The following is a 15,432-nucleotide window of genomic DNA, read 5'->3' as shown; positions in this document are numbered from 1 at the left end:
TGGCTGGTCCAGATGCTTTCCGAGATGCCGGAGACGAACGACCGGACCCACGTCTACCTCGGCGTCCATGTCCGTGGGCCCGTCACCGTCGTCCATGAGCGTGCCAAGACCCTGTTGGAGCCGAACGACCTGGTCTTCTGCGACCCGGCCCGACGGCACGGGCTGCAGTTCGGCGAGGACTGCCAGATGATCTTCTTCCGGGTGCCCCGCTGCTATCTGGGCGTCACGGAGGCGGAACTGAACCAGGTGCTCGGCGTACCCGTACGCGGCGGGGAGGGGATCGGGGCGCTGGCGTCCGACTTCCTGACCGCGCTCGCCGCCAGGGCGGAGTTCCGCCGGTCCATGATCGGGGACCGGCGCGCCCGGACGGCCGTACACCTCCTCTCCGTCCTGGTCATGGAGCTCCTCGCAGCGGACACGACGGCCGGGGCCGACGAGGCGTCCGGGGCCGCCAACGAGATGCTGTCCCGTATCCACGGCTACATCGAAGAGCATCTGATGGACCCGGACCTCTCACCGGAGTCGATCGCGCGCGCCCACCACATCTCCGTCCGGTACCTGCAGAAGCTCTTCCAGAACGACGGCAGCACGGTGAGCCAATGGGTGCGGCAGCGCAGGCTCGAGTTCTGCCGGCTCGAACTGGGCCGCTCCCACCGGAGGATCACCATGGCCGCGGTGGCACACCGCTGGGGCTTCAGCAGCCCCTCGCACTTCAGCCGCACGTTCCGCGGGGCCTACGGTATGAGCCCCAGCGAGTGGCAGGCGCTGGCGACCTCGGCCTTCGCGACGACGACCGCCGGCGCCCAGGACGAGTGAAGGCGCCGAGACGCGTGTGCGCCGTCATGACAGCGCGGCTGCGCGCACGTACAAGAGGAGCCGCTTCCACGGCTCTACCGTGAGTAACGGCCGCACGGACCTCTTGCCGAGTTCCGGGCCGCGACCTGACCGTCGTGACGACGCCCCACACGTGGCCCGACACCGAGAAGAGAACTCGCATGACCCACCCCACCGTTGTCCTCGTGCACGGTGCCTTCGCCGACGCGACGGGCTGGATAGGCGTCATCTCGGAACTGCGGAGCAGCGGTATCCCGCTGATCGCTCCGTCGAACCCGCTGCGGGGCCTGACGTCGGACGCCGCCTATCTCACCTCCGTCCTGGCCCAGGTCGACGGCCCGGTCGTACTCGTCGGCCACTCCTACGGCGGTGCGCTGATCACCGTGGCCGGGGCGGCGGAGAACGTCGTCGCGCTCGTCTACGTGGCCGCCTACGTGCCCTTCGAGGGCGAGAGCCTCGGCCAGCTCCAAGGGGGCTTCCCCGAGTCCCCGCTGACGGGCCACCTGAAGGAGTGGACGTACCCGCTCCTCGACGGCGACTCGGCGGTCGAGGTCACCATCGAGGAGACGGCCTTTCCCTCCGTCTTCGCGGCGGACGTTCCCGAGGACGTCGCCGGTGTCCTGGCGGCGACCCAACGCCCGCTCGCCACGGCCGCCTTCACCGAGACCGCGTCAGCGGCGGCGTGGCGGACGAAACCGTCCTGGGCTCTGGTGGCCGGGGCAGACCGCACGATCAGCCCCGTGGTCCAGCGCTTCGGCGCCGCACGGGCCGGCGCCGTCGTCGTCGAACTGCCGGACGCCTCCCACGCCGTCGTCCTGTCCGAGCCCACACGGGTCGCCGACCTGATCAGGGACGCGGTACGGGCGACGAGCTGACCGACCGGCCTCCGCTCGCGCCGGGCTCGGACCGGAGGGCCTGGCGGAGGGCTGTCCGGGGTGAGGGTGTGGATCAGATGGGCGAGCAGTCCGGCTTGTCGGTCCACCCCGCTTCGCACTGATAGAGGGTGAAGGGGGTGTTGTAGCCGTGGGCGACTCCGAGCTTGTTGTACTCGTCCACCGTGACGCGCTGTGCCACGTAGTGGTCGGTCGCCGTGCCGTGGGCGGTGTCGGAGTAGGGCGGGAGGGTGCTGGTCGGCGTCGGCGTCGGCGTGCTCGTGCCGGTCGGGGTCGGGGTGGGCGAGGAGCTGCCGTCGATGTCCCAGAAGCGGACGAGGTGGTACGCGGAGCAGATGTTCACGTCCAGGACGTAGGCGCCGGCGGTACCGCACTGGGTCGGCCCGGTCCCCGGGTCGACGGGGTGTCCGTGCCCCATCCCGGTGATCTCGTAGGTCTCCACCGTGCCGCCGTAGACCCGGTGGGGATAGCCGGCGACCATGTCCGTGGTGTCCGGTGTCTGATCGGTGCCGTTCACGTTGGTGAACTGCTCCATGAGTTCGGTGGCGTTCATGGGCCGCACGGTCGTATCCGTAGTGCCTTGCCAGATCGAGACCTTGGGACGCTGCCCGGAGTAGGAGTACGTGGCCCTGACTTTGTCTCCCCACTCCTTGGGGCTCTTGCTGACGCCGGGGCTCATGCAGGAGAAGGCGGTGGACACGGAGTTGGCGCAGCCGTGGGGCAGGCCGGCGATGATGCCCCCGCCCGAGAAGACGTCGGGGTAGGCCGCCAGCATGACGGCGGCCATGGCCCCGCCCGCCGAGAGGCCGCTGACGTAGGCGTCTGTCGAGCCGTTGTCCTTCTTCGCCCGGTCGACCATCTGCTTGATCGACAGCGCCTCTCCGGCGTCCCGCCGGGTGTCACCGGGCTCGAACCAGTTGAAGCAGGAGTTCGCGTTGTTCGCCGAGTTCTGCTGTGGCAGGACCACCGAGAACTTGTACGTGTCGGCCAGCTGCAGCCAGCCCGTGCCGGCCGCGTAGCCCGAAGCGTTCTGGGTGCAGCCGTGAAGGGCGACCACGACGGGGCGGCCGGAGGGCAGGCCCGGGGGCACGTAGCGGAACATGCGGAGGTTGCCCGGGTTGGATCCGAATCCTGTCACTTCATGGGGAGTGCCTGCCGCGCGTGCCGGGCTGGACGACGACACGACGGACAGTACGGCGAGCAGGAGTACGGCCAGTGCCGCGGCGAACGCTGCTTCTGGTCGGCGGCGGACTGCGGGCAGGGAGTGGGGATAGGGCATGGGGGGACCTCCAACTGCGGCTCTGCGAGGACGGCCCTTGCGGGTTGTGTGGAGGCTAGGGGCGGCCGTGGCGTCCGCGCCTTGGCTGGGGCCGCCACAATGCCGATCGCCTCGATGGTGCCGAGCCCCATGCGTGGACGTTCGCTGGAATGGGCCCCCGCCTCACCGTCGTGTCTCACGGAATCGGCCCCGGGGGCTGGGGTTTGTGGTTGCTCAGGCGGTGCAGTTTCAGAGCCGGCTGCAGTTCATTCAAACAGCGGCCGGCTTCCGTGTACGCGCCGGGGAGCTGTCCGGGGCCGGTCGTCGGTCCTGCGGAGCCCACGGTCGCGGGCATACCGGCCGTCTTCCCGAGGTCCCGCGCTAGTTCGGCGGCGAGTGAGCCCGGCTCCGATGACGGTACGAGCAGGACGATGTGGCCGTCGTGGACTCCCCGCGAGTCCACCCAGGGAGCGGGCGCTGCGTGCGGCTTCCGCGAACAGGTGCGAGCGCGGTTCGTTGTCGGTGTCCGGGGTGAGCACGGCGTGGGGCTGGGCGAGGTCGATGCCGAGTTTGCGGGCGCGGAGCGTCAGGCTTCCGGTTCGAGCAGCCGACACCACGCCGACAGCGGGACCTCTACGTTCACGTGCGAAACCCCGGGCCGCCAAGAAGGAGGCGCAACGGGCTCCCCTTTGCTTGCGGCACATGCCCTGCGTCCTTCAGCGAGGACCGCTGATCAGGAGTCAGACCCGCTGTCACGTTTAGCGGGCAGCTTCCTGAGGATGTGACCGGGACGTCGAGGCCCGCTCTGCCCCATCGGTGGAGGCATTCAGTGTGGTCTGAAATCCCTTGCTCCCCGGTCCGCCTGCTTGGTGGGATGCAAGGGCTTCGACGGTGGGAGGGGACAGCTTGGCGGTGTTCGGGTGTGCGGGCTGCGGTGCGGTCCTGACGGCGGCGGTGTCGGAGGTGGCGTTGCCGATCCACCTGGCCGACACCCACTGGGAGAAGCTGCACCCGCCCCTGCTGGAGGCCGGGTCCTATGCCGTCGACCCCGCGCCGTACGGGCCGCCGTGGCAGCAGTGGGACGAGGTCGGGGCACGCGAGGCGGCAAAGCGGGGGCGCTTCGCGCGGGTTGGCGCGCTGCCTGACGGACCGTCGGACACCGTCCTCCTTGCACCCGGCGACATGCGCGGCACGCGGCTGATCCTCGAGCGGGCCGGGGGCTACTGCATGGGGATCGACGGGAGGGACGGGCCGAACCTTGCCTGCCTGGGCTGCGATCTTCCGGTCGGAACGAGGATGGACGACTGCGGGTGCTGGCAGGTCGTCCGGCTCGTCCCACAGGCGGTGATGCGGCTGCCCGGACCGCCGGAGCGGCCTGTCATGGGCTGGGCGGAGCTGCTGGCCACCGGCGCGTTGTGGCACCGGCTGAGCGAGTACCGGGACATCCCGGCGGGCGTGGCTCTCGCCCAAGTGGTGGTGGCCGCTGGAGGCGCCCCGGTTGAGGTGGCACCCGGGCCGGTCGCTGAGCTCCTCGGGCGGGCACTCGGCGCTCTGCTGCCCGCCGGGGAAGGCGCGAAGCGGCTGGACCTGGCGGGACCGGGGTTCGGCGAGCCGACTGCGGACCTGGTGCTGGTGCCGGTCCATCCGCAGACCGGAGACGTGTGGCAGCCGCGCACCGGGGCGATGCCGGTACCTGTGGATGCCGCGCTCTGGGCCGAGCTGGCCTTCCCGCCGCACCGGACCCGGCTGCCGGTGGTCGGCGGGCTGCCGGCAGGCGTGGAGCGGGACGATCCGCTGCCGCCGCACGCGTGGTACCCGTTTCAGCCGTCCAGGGAGGCGTTCCGGTACACGCTCGCGCGGATTCCCGCCATCAGGGGTATCGAAGTTCATGCCGTAGATCGTTCCCACCAACGTGGGTGCGAACAGGATGGCCGCCCAGGATGAGATCTTCTTGAAGTCCTCGCCCTCGGGGCGCTGACCTGCGTAGATAGACGTCTAAGGGGGGGCTGACCTGCGACTTTGCTCGTTTCCGGAGCTTTCACGGTGACGCCGTTTTGCGCGGTCGATTCTCCCCAGCCGCTCCCCGGAGCGGCTTGATTCTCCCCAGATTCTCCCCAGCCCCCGCCGCAGCCCGTTCGTGGCGATGCTTGTGCTGGTGAGGCGACGTCATGGGGAGAGCGGCCCCGGACACGCGCCTAGCCGCGGAGGTGCGTGCCGATCTTCAAGAACGCCTGGACCAGGGGGACCTGGGGGACGGACGGGGAGATGATCTGGGACGCGTAGTGGACTATCACCAGGTCGAGTGTGGGGGAGATGAAGAGGCGCTGGCCGTGGATGCCGCTGGCCATGAAGGATCCGTACGGGTCGTTCGGGATCCACCAGAGGTCGTGGTACGAGAGCGTCGCGGGCGCCTCGGGAGGTGCGGCGGGGAAGCGTACGCGGTGGGGGTAGCCGTCGGGGACGCCGGAGACGATGGTGGAGGTGACTGCCTCGGGGAGGATCTGGCGGTCGCCGATCGCGCCGCCGCAGCGGATCATCTCGCCGAGCCGGGCCAGGTCGCGGGCGGTGGCGCTGAAGCCGCCGCAGGCGGCCTCGGAGCCCTCTGAGTCGAGGAGGTAGTACGCGTCCTCCTCGGCGCCGATGCGGGACCAGATCATCTCGGACAGCAGGGCCGAGGTGGTGGTGCCGGTGACGCGGCGCAGGACCTCGGCGAGGGCTTCGACGTTGCCGTTCTCGTAGCGGAACTCGCTGCCCGGCTCGGCGGTCGCCCGGGCGGTGGCGAGGTGTTCGCGGATCGTGGCCGGCCCGGTGTAGCCGTAGGGGCGCAGTTGGGGGGCGAGGACGGCGAAGTAGCGCTGCGCTTCGAGTGCCTTGTCGTACGGGCGGCCCGCGTAGCTCATCTGCGTGCCCATGTGGAGGAGGTGGTCGACCTGGGCGTCTCCGAAGGCGGTGCCGGCGAGCTCGGGAACGTACTTCGCGACTTGGGCGCCGCGGTCGAGCTGCCCTTCGTGGGCGAGGACCGCGGCGACGAGGCCGAGGTAGGACTTGGCGGCCGAGGCGTTGAAGTGCGGGACATGGGGCTCGTACCCGTGGAGGTACTCCTCGTGCACGAGGATTCCGCGGTGCATGACCAGCAGGGCGTCGGTCTCGGCCCGGGCGAGCAGCTCCGTGAGGGTGAGGGACTGACCGTGTGGTCTCGTGAACGCGAGGTCGTCGAGGGCACCGGCGGGCGCGGCGGGCAGCGTGGACTCGCCGCCGGAGCCCCGCCAGACACGACGGCTCGGAACGAGTTCCCGACCCGAGGTCGTATGCCGTCGAGCCCAGGTCGGATCGGTGTACCCCCGCGCCCACACAAGATCGGCCAATGAGGGAATGCCTGCCATGCGTACGCTCCACTCTTTCGGTCGTGCACCTACCGGGCTCAATACCGTACATGGTGTCTGGTAACTCGACCAGACATGTCAGGCGAGGGGTGATGCGGCCGCGTGGTGCGGGCGGGGTTCAGGGGGTGAGGTCGAGGGCTCCCGGGGCGTCGGACGGGGCGAGGCCGGTGGCCCAGACGCGGCCGTAGACCGACAGGTCGCGCAGATGCGCGGTGATCTCGGCGGCGCTGTAGCCGGTGTCGTTCTCGACCCACCAGGTGAGCAGGCCGATGAGTTCGCCGGTCCAGGCGCGGGCGACGACGTCGAGGGGGATGCGCGGTGTCACCGCGAGCTGCTCGGTCCGGGTGTGGAAGGCGGCCTCGGCGTGGGCGCAGATGAGGTCCGTGAATTCTCGAAGGGCCCGTCCGTCGCCCTCGCCTCGCAGGACGACTCGGTAGAGGGGCTTCTCCTGCTCGGCGTGTTCGAAGATGTACTTCACCGGCAGTCCGGTGAATCCCTCGGCGTGTGCCTGTCGGACCGCCGGCAGGAGGCGGTCCCGGTCCTCGGCGAGGTCGCGGACGATGCCGACCAGGAGGTCCTCCTTGTCGCGGTAGTGGGCGTAGAAGGTGGCCCGGCCGATATCGGCGCGTTCGGTGATCTCCTCGACCGTGATCGCGTGGAACCCCTTCTCCAGGACCAGTTCGACCAGGGCCTGGCGCAGTGCGGCGCGCGTCCTGCGGACGCGGCGGTCTCCCGCGGGTTTCATGTCCACTTCGTTTCCTTCTCGTCCGAACCGTTGACCTGACCCTAACGCTGCCTTTACGTTGCCGCACACCAAGCTTGCTACTGGACACATTGTTCGGAAACTCTGGAGGTGCGATGAACTTCGGGCGGTACGTACGCCGGACTGCCGGTCACCAACCCGATGCCGAGGCCGTGGTCTGCGGACCCGCCCGCCTGACGTATGCGGAGCTCGACGACCACAGCGACCGGCTCGCGACGGCGCTGCGCGCCCTCGGCCTGAGCCGGGGTGACCGGGTTGCGACCCTCGCCGGCAACCGCGCGGAACTGGTCGTCACGGAAGTCGCTCTCTACAAGGCCGGCTTGGCCCGGGCGCCGATCAACGCCAGGCTCGGCACCGCCGAGGTGGCCCACCTGCTCGCGGAGTCCGACGCGCGGCTGCTGCTGACGGACGTCGCCCATCTCGACATCGCCCGTTCGGTCGTGCCCGGTACGGGGGTGAAGACCGTCCTCGGCTACGACGGCCCGAGCGATCTGGGCCCGGGCTACGCCGAGACTCTCGCGGGCACCGAGCGGGAACCCGTCGAGACGGAGTGCGACGAGGGCGACATCGCCGTGCTGCACTTCACGTCGGGCTCCACCGGCAAACTCAAGGCGGCGGTCCAGACCTACGGCAACCGGCTCGCCCTGATGCGCAAGTCGGTGATGAGCGCCGACACCCGGGTGGGCCCCGGCGACCGGCAGATCCTGGCCGGGCCGGTCACCCACGCCTCGGGCATGCCGCTGATGGGGATCTTCTTCGCCGGCCGCTGTGCGATCGTGCTGCCCCGCTGGGACGCCGAGGAGTTCCTCGCCACCGTCCAGCGCGAACGTGCCACCCACGCCTTCGTCGTGCCGACGATGGTCAACACCGTCCTCGCGCTGCCGAACGCCCGTGACCACGACCTCTCCACCCTCCGCCAGCTGATCTACGGCGCCGCGCCGATGTCACCGGCCCGGATCAGGGCCGCCTGGGACCTCTTCGGCCCTGTCCTGTCCCAGGGATACGGCTGCGGCGAGACCACCTCCGGCGTGCTCTTCCTCTCCACGGAGGACCACCGGCGGGCGATCGAGGGCGAGGACGAGGAACTGCTGCTGTCCTGCGGCCGTCCGCTCGCCGAAGCGGAGGTCGCCATCGTCGACGACAGCGGAAAGCCCGTCGCCGACGGAGAGATCGGAGAGATCGCCGTCCGAGGCCCCGATGTCGTCCCCGGCTACCACAACGAGCCGAACCTCACGGCGGAGACCTTCCGAGACGGCTGGTTCCTCACCGGCGACCTCGCCCGCCGCCGCGCGGACGGCTACGTCTTCATCGTCGACCGCAAGAAGGACATGATCGTCTCCGGGGGGTTCAACATCTACGCCGTCGAGGTCGAGTCCGTCCTGCACCAGCACCCCGACGTCTACGAGGCCGCCGTCGTCGGCGTCCCGGACGAGCAGTGGGGCGAGGCCGTCAAGGCGGTCGTCGTGACACGCGACGGAACCACCCTCACGGAGGCCGACCTCATCGACTTCTGCGCCGAGCACCTGGCCCGCATGAAGAAGCCCCGCTCGATCGACTTCGTCGCGGCCCTGCCCCACAACCCCAACGGCAAGATCGACCGCCGCGCCATCCGCGACCGCTACTGGGCGGGCGCCGAGCGCCGCGTCAACTGAACAGGACCCCCGGCATGCCCTTCACCCTCGAACCCTCCTACGACGACAATCCGCGCCTCCAGGACCTCGTCGTCCGTCTGCGCGCCTACCTGGCCGGCGAGCTCATCCCGTACGAGCGCGAGCACGGCATCACCGCCGAGACCAAGCTCGACCGCACCACACTCGAACACGTCTGGAAGCGCAGCGCGGAACTCGGCTTCTACGGCATCAGCCTTCCCCCCGAGCTCGGCGGCCAAGGCCTGAGCTTCTACGAACTGTGCGCCCTCAAGGAGGAGCTCACCGCCTCCGGTGCCGCTCTCTCCCACTCCGTCCTCGGCGACATGGGCGGCCCCCTGCGTGTCGGCGCGATCGTGAAGTACGCCACCGAGGAACAGCGGGAGCGCTACCTGATGCCCGTCGTCCGGGGGGAGCGGGCGTGCTGCTTCTCCATCACGGAGGAGGACGCGGGCTCCGACGTACGCCGGATGACGACCACGGCCACCCCGGACGGGGACACCTATGTGCTCAACGGCAAGAAGGTGTTCAGCTCCGCCGCCCCCTTCGCGGACTTCGCGATCGTCGTCGCCCGCATGGCCGGCACCGAAGAGGCGTACAGCGCGTTCCTCGTCGACCTGGACACCACCGGCTGCCGCGTCCTCGATGGCGAAGTCCCCATGTCCGGACAGCAGATGGAGGGCGACCTCGTCTTCGAGGACTGCCGGATCCCGGCCGCGAACCTCCTCGGTGAGGTTGGCCAGGGCCTGCGCATCGGCATCGGCCGCATCACCCTCAACCGCCTGCTGCACTGCCCGTCCCTCATCGGCGCCGCCCGCCGCGCCTGGGACCTGTCGGTGGAGTACGCGATGACCCGCGTGGTCTTCGGCCAGCCGCTCCTCGCCCATCAGGCCATCCACCACAAGATCGCCGAGATGGCCACCGAGATCTACGCCGCCCGCGCGATGGTGATGGCCACCGCCGCGAAGGCCGACCGGGGAGACAACGTCTCCGTCGAGGCCAACATGTGCAAGCTCTTCACCTCCGAGGCGTCCTTCCGCGTCGCGGACCAGGCGGTCCAGATCCACGGCAAGGCCGGGCTGACCCGCGGCCACGAGGTCGAGCAGATCTTCCGCAGCCTCCGGATGTTCCGGATCGTCACCGGAACCACCGAGATCCACAAGAACGCCATCGCCAAGGGCCTGATCTGACCGACCCCTTGGTGCCCAGGGCGGTGCCGCGGGCCCCGCTTCGACGAGAGGGGCCCGCGGCCACGGGGGACGACCGCCCGCCCGTACGGCCCCCTGCTCCACCCGCATCCGCAGGAGTCGCCCCATGACACCCCGTACCGCCACGCCGCCCCGGCACATCGCTGCCCCGGCCCCCGACCGTCGCAGAGCCTGGCTGATCATGGCGATGATCGTGGCCTTCATGGTCATCAACTTCGCCGACAAGTCGGTCCTCGGCCTCGCCGCCGTTCCGATCATGGAGGAACTCGACCTCAGCAACAGCACCTACGGTCTGATCTCCAGCTCCTTCTACTTCCTCTTCAGCGTCTCCGGACTCCTCGTCGGATTTCTCTCCACCCGCATCTCCAGCCGGGTTCTGCTGTTCGCCATGACTGTGGTGTGGGCCGTGGCCCAGCTCCCGGTCCTGGTGGTGGCCACGGTCCCGACCCTGATGGCCGGCCGCATCCTGCTCGGCGCTGCCGAGGGACCGGCGGCCTCGATGTCCATGCACGCCCTGTACAAGTGGTTCCCGCCGGAGCGCCGCGCCCTGCCCTCGGCCCTCCAGATCGGCGGCGCGGCCCTGGGCACGCTCATCGCGGCACCCCTGGTCACCTGGCTGATCGACGACTTCGGCTGGCGCTCGGCCTACGCCGTCCTCGCGGTCGTCAGCGCCTGCTGGGCGCTGCTGTGGTGGCGCGTGGGCCACGACGGCCCGTACGACCACAAGCACACGGCCGTTGGATCCAGCGGGCTCCGGCTGCCGTACCGCAGGATCCTGCTGACCGGCACCGTACTCGGCAGCATCGCCAGCGCCTTCGGAGCGGCGTGGGCGCTGTCCCTCAGCCATGCCTGGCTGCCCGCCTACCTCAGGACGCAGATGGACATGTCGGCGGCGGCCTCCGCGACCGCCATCAGCGTCATGTCCGGCTTCGGTCTGGTGCTGCTGCTGGCGGTCTCCCCGTTCGTGGACGCGCTGAAGTCCCGTGGCGTGAGCAGTCGTTGGTCCAGCGGGGCGGCGCAGAGCATCGCCGTGAGCGTGGCGGGGTGCGCGATGGCGGCCTTCCCGTTCGTCGACGCGTCCGGTCCGCGGCTCGTGCTGATCGCGCTGGCCTTCGGCGGCACCGCGATCGCCATTCCCCTCCACTACATGACGACCGCGGAGGTCGTCCCTCCTGCCCAGCGCGGCGCCGTCTTCGGCATCGTCGCCGGTCTCGGCACCCTGCCGGGCCTCGTGGCGCCGTTCCTGACCGGCCATCTCATCGACGCGGCCGACACCCCGGCCGTCGGCTACACCACCGCCTTCCTAGTCGCCGGCGCGGTCATGCTCACGGCCGGCGCCTTCGCCCTGGCGGCCATCCGCCCGGAGCGGGACGCACGACGCCTGGGGCTCGACACCAGGCCCCAGGTCTGAAGCGCGTACCTGACCGTTGCCCTCCCTATCCGAAGCGTGCTGGACGAGGCCACCGGTAAGTGGGCTGAGGGTCCATCGGGCGGATATCAAGGCCGTCGACCCGCCGCAGTCCATGACGGATGTGCTGGAGAGGCAGATGCGCGCCCGAGCGGGCCAGCACGCGGCGACTCTCAGGCGCGGCGGCCACGAGGTCGCGCTGGCCAGGAAGTGGTGGGATTCCCGGCCGGATACGGTGGTGTGGATCAGACTCGTTCGACGGTGACGCGAGGGTGGTTGGCGGTGAGCAGGGTGATGTCCTCGACGTCGGACGTCAGGATCGTGACGCGGCCCGGCTGGGCCAGGGCCGTGGCGCAGAGCATCGCGTCGATGGCGTACTTGTGGCCGTGTAGTCCGGCTGTGCGCAGCAGGGCGGCGGCGGACTGGGCGAGGGTCTGGGTGACCGGTTCGACTCGCAGCCGGGACAGCGTCCACCTCAGGGCGGCGTCGTTGATCCGGGGGTGGATCACCTCGACCAGCACTGCGGCCGAGGTGATCACGGGAAGGTCGGCGTCGCGGGCGGCGGTGAGCCATTCGTGGACCTCGCGGTCGCGTTGCACGGCCTTGGCCAGGCCCTCGCTGTCCAGGATGAGCGCGCCACTCACGCGGCTGCCCCGGCTCCGGAGGAGGGGGTGCCGGTGAGCTTGGCGCGCTTGGCAGCCACAGCCTCGGGATCGGCGGGGCCGTTCGCGTCGTCGAAGGCGGCGATCAGCTCGTCCAGGTTGTCACGCTCGATCTGCCGTTGCGCGGCCTTCTCCAGGTACGCGGACACGCCACGCTTGCCGACCCGCTCGCGGATCGCTTGCAGGGTGCCGGCGGTCAGGGAGACGGAGATGCCGCTGCTGGGACCGTCGCCGGGAGGGAAGTCGGTGTCGTCGTCAGCCATGACAGGAGTATGGCATTTCAAATGCCATACGGCGAGGTCCTTGCCCGGTGGAGGGCGTGTGGCAGGCGCTGTCGTGGTTACTTACTGTGATGCGGTTGACGTCGGTGAGCTGTGCCGAGGCCAGTCGGCTGGACGGCGGGTGGGCTTGCCGGTGCGGATCTGAGGTGCGGTGGTCGGCTCCGGTTCTCCCCAGCGCTCGTGGACACTCGAAAGGCCAGGTCAGGGGCCCTTTCGGGCCAGGGTGAGGAGATCACCCGCATCACTTCTCCCCAAGGGCTCCCCGGAGTCCGAAATGAGTGATCTGTGGAGAGGGTGCAGGAGCGAACCGTGCGCGCGGCGCGAGTGGGGTCGATCGCCCTCTAGAGCCAGTCCCGACGCTTGAAAACCACGTACAAACTGATGCATACCGCCCCCATCAGGCCGATGGCGAAGGGGTATCCGAAGCGCCAGCTCAATTCCGGCATGGAGTCGAAGTTCATGCCATAGATGGTTCCCACGAGTGTGGGAGCAAAGAGGATCGCGGCCCAGGACGAGATCCGCTTGATCTCCTCGTTCTGCTCGAAGCCCGCCTCCGCCAACGCCCTCATTTCCGCGTTCTGTTGCTGCGTGACCAGGGTCGCGTTGACCGTGAGGATGTCCGTGAGGGCCTGGCGGAAGCCGTCGACGCGTTCGCTGGTGTGGGTGACGTGGTCGGCGACGTCGCGGAGGTAGCGCTGGAGTTCCTCGTCCGTGCCGTACTTGGCGAAGCCGGCCATCAGGCCGTGGAGCATGCCCACCAGGGGGCGGGTCGCGCGTTGGAACTCGACCATTTCCCGGGAGAGTTCGTAGATGCGGCGGGAGACCGCCGGGTCGCCGCCGAAGACCTCCGTCTCGATCTCGTCGATGTCGTTCTGGACGCCTGCCACCACCGGCGCGTAGCCGTCGACCACCGCGTCCAGGATCGCGTAAAGGACCGCCTCCGGGCCGAGGGCGAGGAGTTCGGGGTCCTTCTCCATGCGGCGGCGGACCGAGGAGAGGTCCGGGGCGGCGCCGTGGCGGACCGTGATCAGGAAGTCCGGGCCCACGAAGACGTGCAGTTCGCCGAAGTCCACCTCCTCCTGGGCGTCCAGGTAGCGGGCCGCCCGGAGGACCACGAAGAGGGTCTCGCCGTACCTCTCCAGCTTGGGGCGCTGGTGGGCCTCCATCGCGTCCTCGACGGCCAGCTCGTGCAGGTCGAACTCGGTGGCCAGGGAGTGCAGTTCATCCTCGGTCGGCCGCTGGAGGCCGATCCACGCCATGCCGTCCGGGTACTCGCGCAGCTGCCGGAAGGTCTCCGCGAGCGTCGCGGGGGACGAGACGCGGTGACCGTCCCGGTACAGGCTCGCCTGCACCACGCTCCGCCGCTCCTCCGGAGCCTCGGGCGCCTCCGGGGCGGTGGTCGTGGGCGACTCGGCCTGGGGGCGGCGCCATGCCGCGCGGGGTCGACGATCGGACATCTCGTGCACCTCCTGAGTCTTCGGGAAGGATATATGGGGTTGGGTCCGGGTGAATGAGGATGGATGGGGCGGATGAGGTCCGTGCCCCGCCTCACGTCCGCCGACTTGCGGACCGTATCTGTCCGCGACTCTGAGTAGCGTGCCCGTCATGGCCCTCAAGACGACCCGTCCCGTGCTCGGTGCCCGCGCCCTGAACCGTGCCACCCTCGACCGCCAGCTCCTCCTCCGCCCCGCCTCCCTGGGCGTCACGGAGGCCGTCCAGCACCTTCTCGGCCTCCAGGCGCAGAACACCAAGCCCCCGTACTACGCGCTCGCCGCCCGCCTCGACGGATTCCGGCCCGAGCAGCTGTCCGCGCTCATGGAGTCCCGTGACGTCGCCCGTATCGTCACCATGCGTTCCACCGTGCACACCCACACCGCCCGCGACGCGGTCGCCCTGCGCGGGCTCGCGCAGCCCGGGGCCATCGACCGGGAACTCGCCCTCTTCGTCTCCCGAGGGGGCCTCGACGGCGTCGACCTCGACCGGCTCGCCGACCTCGCCCGCGCGCTCGTCGAGGACCGGCCCCGCACCCCCAAGGAGCTGCGCGAAGAGCTGCTTCCCCAGTGGCCCGACGCCGACCCGCAGTCGCTCTCGGTCGCGGCCCGCTGCCTCCTTCCCCTGGTCCAGGTCACCCCGCGCGGCCTCTGGGGGCGCGGCGGCAAGGTCGCGCTCACCACGACCGACCAGTGGTTCGACGAGTCCGCCGAGCGGACCGCGGACGGGGCCGCCGATCTCGACGAGACCGTGCTCCGCTACCTCGGCGCCTTCGGGCCCGCCTCCGTCAAGGACATGCAGACCTGGTGCGGCCTCACCAAGCTCGGCCCCGCCTTCGAGCGGTTGCGGCCCCGGCTCCTCGTCTTCCAGGACGAACGCGGCACCGAGCTCTTCGACCTGCCCGACGCGCCCCGCCCCGACGAGGACACCCCGGCCCCGCCCCGCTTCCTCCCCGAGTTCGACAACCTGCTCCTCTCCCACGCCGACCGCACCCGCGTCGTGCCCGCCGAACTCCGGGGCCGTACCTGGACCGGCAACCAGGCCCACCGCGTCTTCCTCCTCGACGGCTTCCTCGCCGGGATCTGGCACCTCGACGAGGCGAAGGACCGGACGATCCTCACCATCGAACCCTTCGCGCACGTGACGCACGGCCAGCGCGCCGCGCTCGCCGCCGAGGCAGAGCGGACCCTCCGGCTCATGGCGCCGCAGGACGTTCCGTACGACATCGTGCACGTCGGGTAGTGGCTGCACCCGGCGGTTTCAGGAGCGCCGCGGGGCGGGGACGGGTGTGCGGAGGGGGCGCGGGGGAGGGGCGAGGGGATAGGCGCGTTGATCGAACGCCTGTGACATGGCAGGGTGTTCACACTTGCGTTCTGCGAACGTCTGGGGTTACGGGGGATCTTGAATGGCTGTCACGGTGCCGGATTGGGCGGACACTCTGCTGGACCTGGTGGGGGTGAACTGGCCCAACGTGGACGAGGACGCGTACCGCGACATGGCGGACGCGCTCCGGGAGTTCGCGGACGATCTGGCCGACGACGGCCAGCTCGCCAACAACCATGTGCAGCGCCTGTTGTCCTCGGGGCACGGCGAGGCGATGGACGC

The 15,432-nt window shown here is 70.0% G+C and carries 15 protein-coding genes; 8 read left to right on the top strand and 7 right to left on the bottom strand.

All coding sequences use genetic code 11. The features are described from left to right. Nucleotides 1-24: 24 nt before the first annotated feature. Entirely contained in the window at nt 25-816 is a 792-nt protein-coding gene (locus ABT034_RS23025) for a helix-turn-helix domain-containing protein (RefSeq protein ID WP_351218080.1), read from the top strand. A gap of 179 nt (nt 817-995) precedes the next feature. Next, nucleotides 996-1,709, top strand: coding sequence for an alpha/beta fold hydrolase (locus ABT034_RS23020; RefSeq protein ID WP_351218078.1), 714 nt, complete (start codon nt 996-998; stop codon nt 1,707-1,709). 73 nt (nt 1,710-1,782) lie between these two features. Here the strand turns inward: ABT034_RS23020 and ABT034_RS23015 are convergent, their stop codons facing one another. After that, nucleotides 1,783-3,006, bottom strand: coding sequence for an extracellular catalytic domain type 1 short-chain-length polyhydroxyalkanoate depolymerase (locus ABT034_RS23015; protein WP_351218076.1), 1,224 nt, complete (start codon nt 3,004-3,006; stop codon nt 1,783-1,785). Nucleotides 3,007-3,181: 175 nt separating this feature from the next. Next, nucleotides 3,182-3,448 (bottom strand): hypothetical protein, encoded by a 267-nt coding sequence (locus ABT034_RS23010; protein WP_351218074.1) that lies wholly within the window; start codon nt 3,446-3,448, stop codon nt 3,182-3,184. A 443-nt stretch (nt 3,449-3,891) separates the two neighbouring features. Between ABT034_RS23010 and ABT034_RS35340 the strand changes: the two genes are divergently transcribed. Beyond that, nucleotides 3,892-4,929: a hypothetical protein gene (locus ABT034_RS35340; protein ID WP_502973024.1), complete on the top strand. Its 1,038-nt coding sequence runs from the start codon at nt 3,892-3,894 to the stop codon at nt 4,927-4,929. Nucleotides 4,930-5,180: 251 nt separating this feature from the next. Here ABT034_RS35340 and ABT034_RS23000 read toward each other — a convergent pair whose 3' ends face one another. Together ABT034_RS23000 and ABT034_RS22995 are read right to left on the bottom strand one after the other, a co-directional pair. Then, entirely contained in the window at nt 5,181-6,368 is a 1,188-nt protein-coding gene (locus tag ABT034_RS23000; protein ID WP_351218072.1) for a serine hydrolase domain-containing protein, read from the bottom strand. A gap of 118 nt (nt 6,369-6,486) precedes the next feature. Next, complete coding sequence (locus ABT034_RS22995) at nt 6,487-7,113, bottom strand: TetR/AcrR family transcriptional regulator (protein WP_351218070.1); 627 nt, start codon at nt 7,111-7,113, stop codon at nt 6,487-6,489. 113 nt (nt 7,114-7,226) lie between these two features. Here ABT034_RS22995 and ABT034_RS22990 point away from each other — a divergent pair, with 113 nt between their 5' ends. The 3 genes from ABT034_RS22990 (at nt 7,227) to ABT034_RS22980 (ending at nt 11,396) form a co-directional block, all read left to right on the top strand. Further along, nucleotides 7,227-8,783, top strand: a complete 1,557-nt coding sequence (locus tag ABT034_RS22990; protein ID WP_351218068.1) for an acyl-CoA synthetase — start codon at nt 7,227-7,229, stop codon at nt 8,781-8,783. 14 nt (nt 8,784-8,797) lie between these two features. Beyond that, complete coding sequence (locus ABT034_RS22985; RefSeq protein ID WP_351218066.1) at nt 8,798-9,967, top strand: acyl-CoA dehydrogenase family protein; 1,170 nt, start codon at nt 8,798-8,800, stop codon at nt 9,965-9,967. Nucleotides 9,968-10,091: 124 nt separating this feature from the next. Next, nucleotides 10,092-11,396 carry an MFS transporter gene (locus tag ABT034_RS22980; protein WP_351218064.1) on the top strand — a complete coding sequence of 435 codons (1,305 nt, stop codon included), beginning with the start codon at nt 10,092-10,094 and terminating at the stop codon, nt 11,394-11,396. Nucleotides 11,397-11,638: 242 nt separating this feature from the next. Here the strand turns inward: ABT034_RS22980 and ABT034_RS22970 are convergent, their stop codons facing one another. The 3 genes from ABT034_RS22970 to ABT034_RS22960 all read right to left on the bottom strand — a co-directional run bounded on the left by ABT034_RS22970 (nt 11,639) and on the right by ABT034_RS22960 (nt 13,793). Beyond that, nucleotides 11,639-12,037 (bottom strand): PIN domain-containing protein, encoded by a 399-nt coding sequence (locus tag ABT034_RS22970; RefSeq protein WP_351218063.1) that lies wholly within the window; start codon nt 12,035-12,037, stop codon nt 11,639-11,641. Next, nucleotides 12,034-12,318: a hypothetical protein gene (locus ABT034_RS22965; protein ID WP_351218061.1), complete on the bottom strand. Its 285-nt coding sequence runs from the start codon at nt 12,316-12,318 to the stop codon at nt 12,034-12,036. The genes ABT034_RS22970 and ABT034_RS22965 overlap by 4 nt, the downstream gene beginning before the upstream one ends. A gap of 359 nt (nt 12,319-12,677) precedes the next feature. Next, nucleotides 12,678-13,793 (bottom strand): magnesium and cobalt transport protein CorA, encoded by a 1,116-nt coding sequence (locus tag ABT034_RS22960; RefSeq protein WP_351218059.1) that lies wholly within the window; start codon nt 13,791-13,793, stop codon nt 12,678-12,680. Nucleotides 13,794-13,941: 148 nt separating this feature from the next. Between ABT034_RS22960 and ABT034_RS22955 the strand changes: the two genes are divergently transcribed. Further along, nucleotides 13,942-15,069 carry a winged helix DNA-binding domain-containing protein gene (locus tag ABT034_RS22955; protein WP_351218057.1) on the top strand — a complete coding sequence of 376 codons (1,128 nt, stop codon included), beginning with the start codon at nt 13,942-13,944 and terminating at the stop codon, nt 15,067-15,069. A gap of 163 nt (nt 15,070-15,232) precedes the next feature. Continuing rightward, the coding region (locus tag ABT034_RS22950) for a hypothetical protein (protein WP_351218055.1) at nt 15,233-15,432 on the top strand (200 nt) is incomplete at its 3' end.

The sequence above is a fragment of the Streptomyces sp. NPDC002773 genome (assembly GCF_040295605.1).
Classification (GTDB): Bacteria; Actinomycetota; Actinomycetes; order Streptomycetales; family Streptomycetaceae; genus Streptomyces.
Note: the sequence above shows the minus strand (reverse complement) of the source record. Positions and strands in the feature narration are given on the sequence as shown.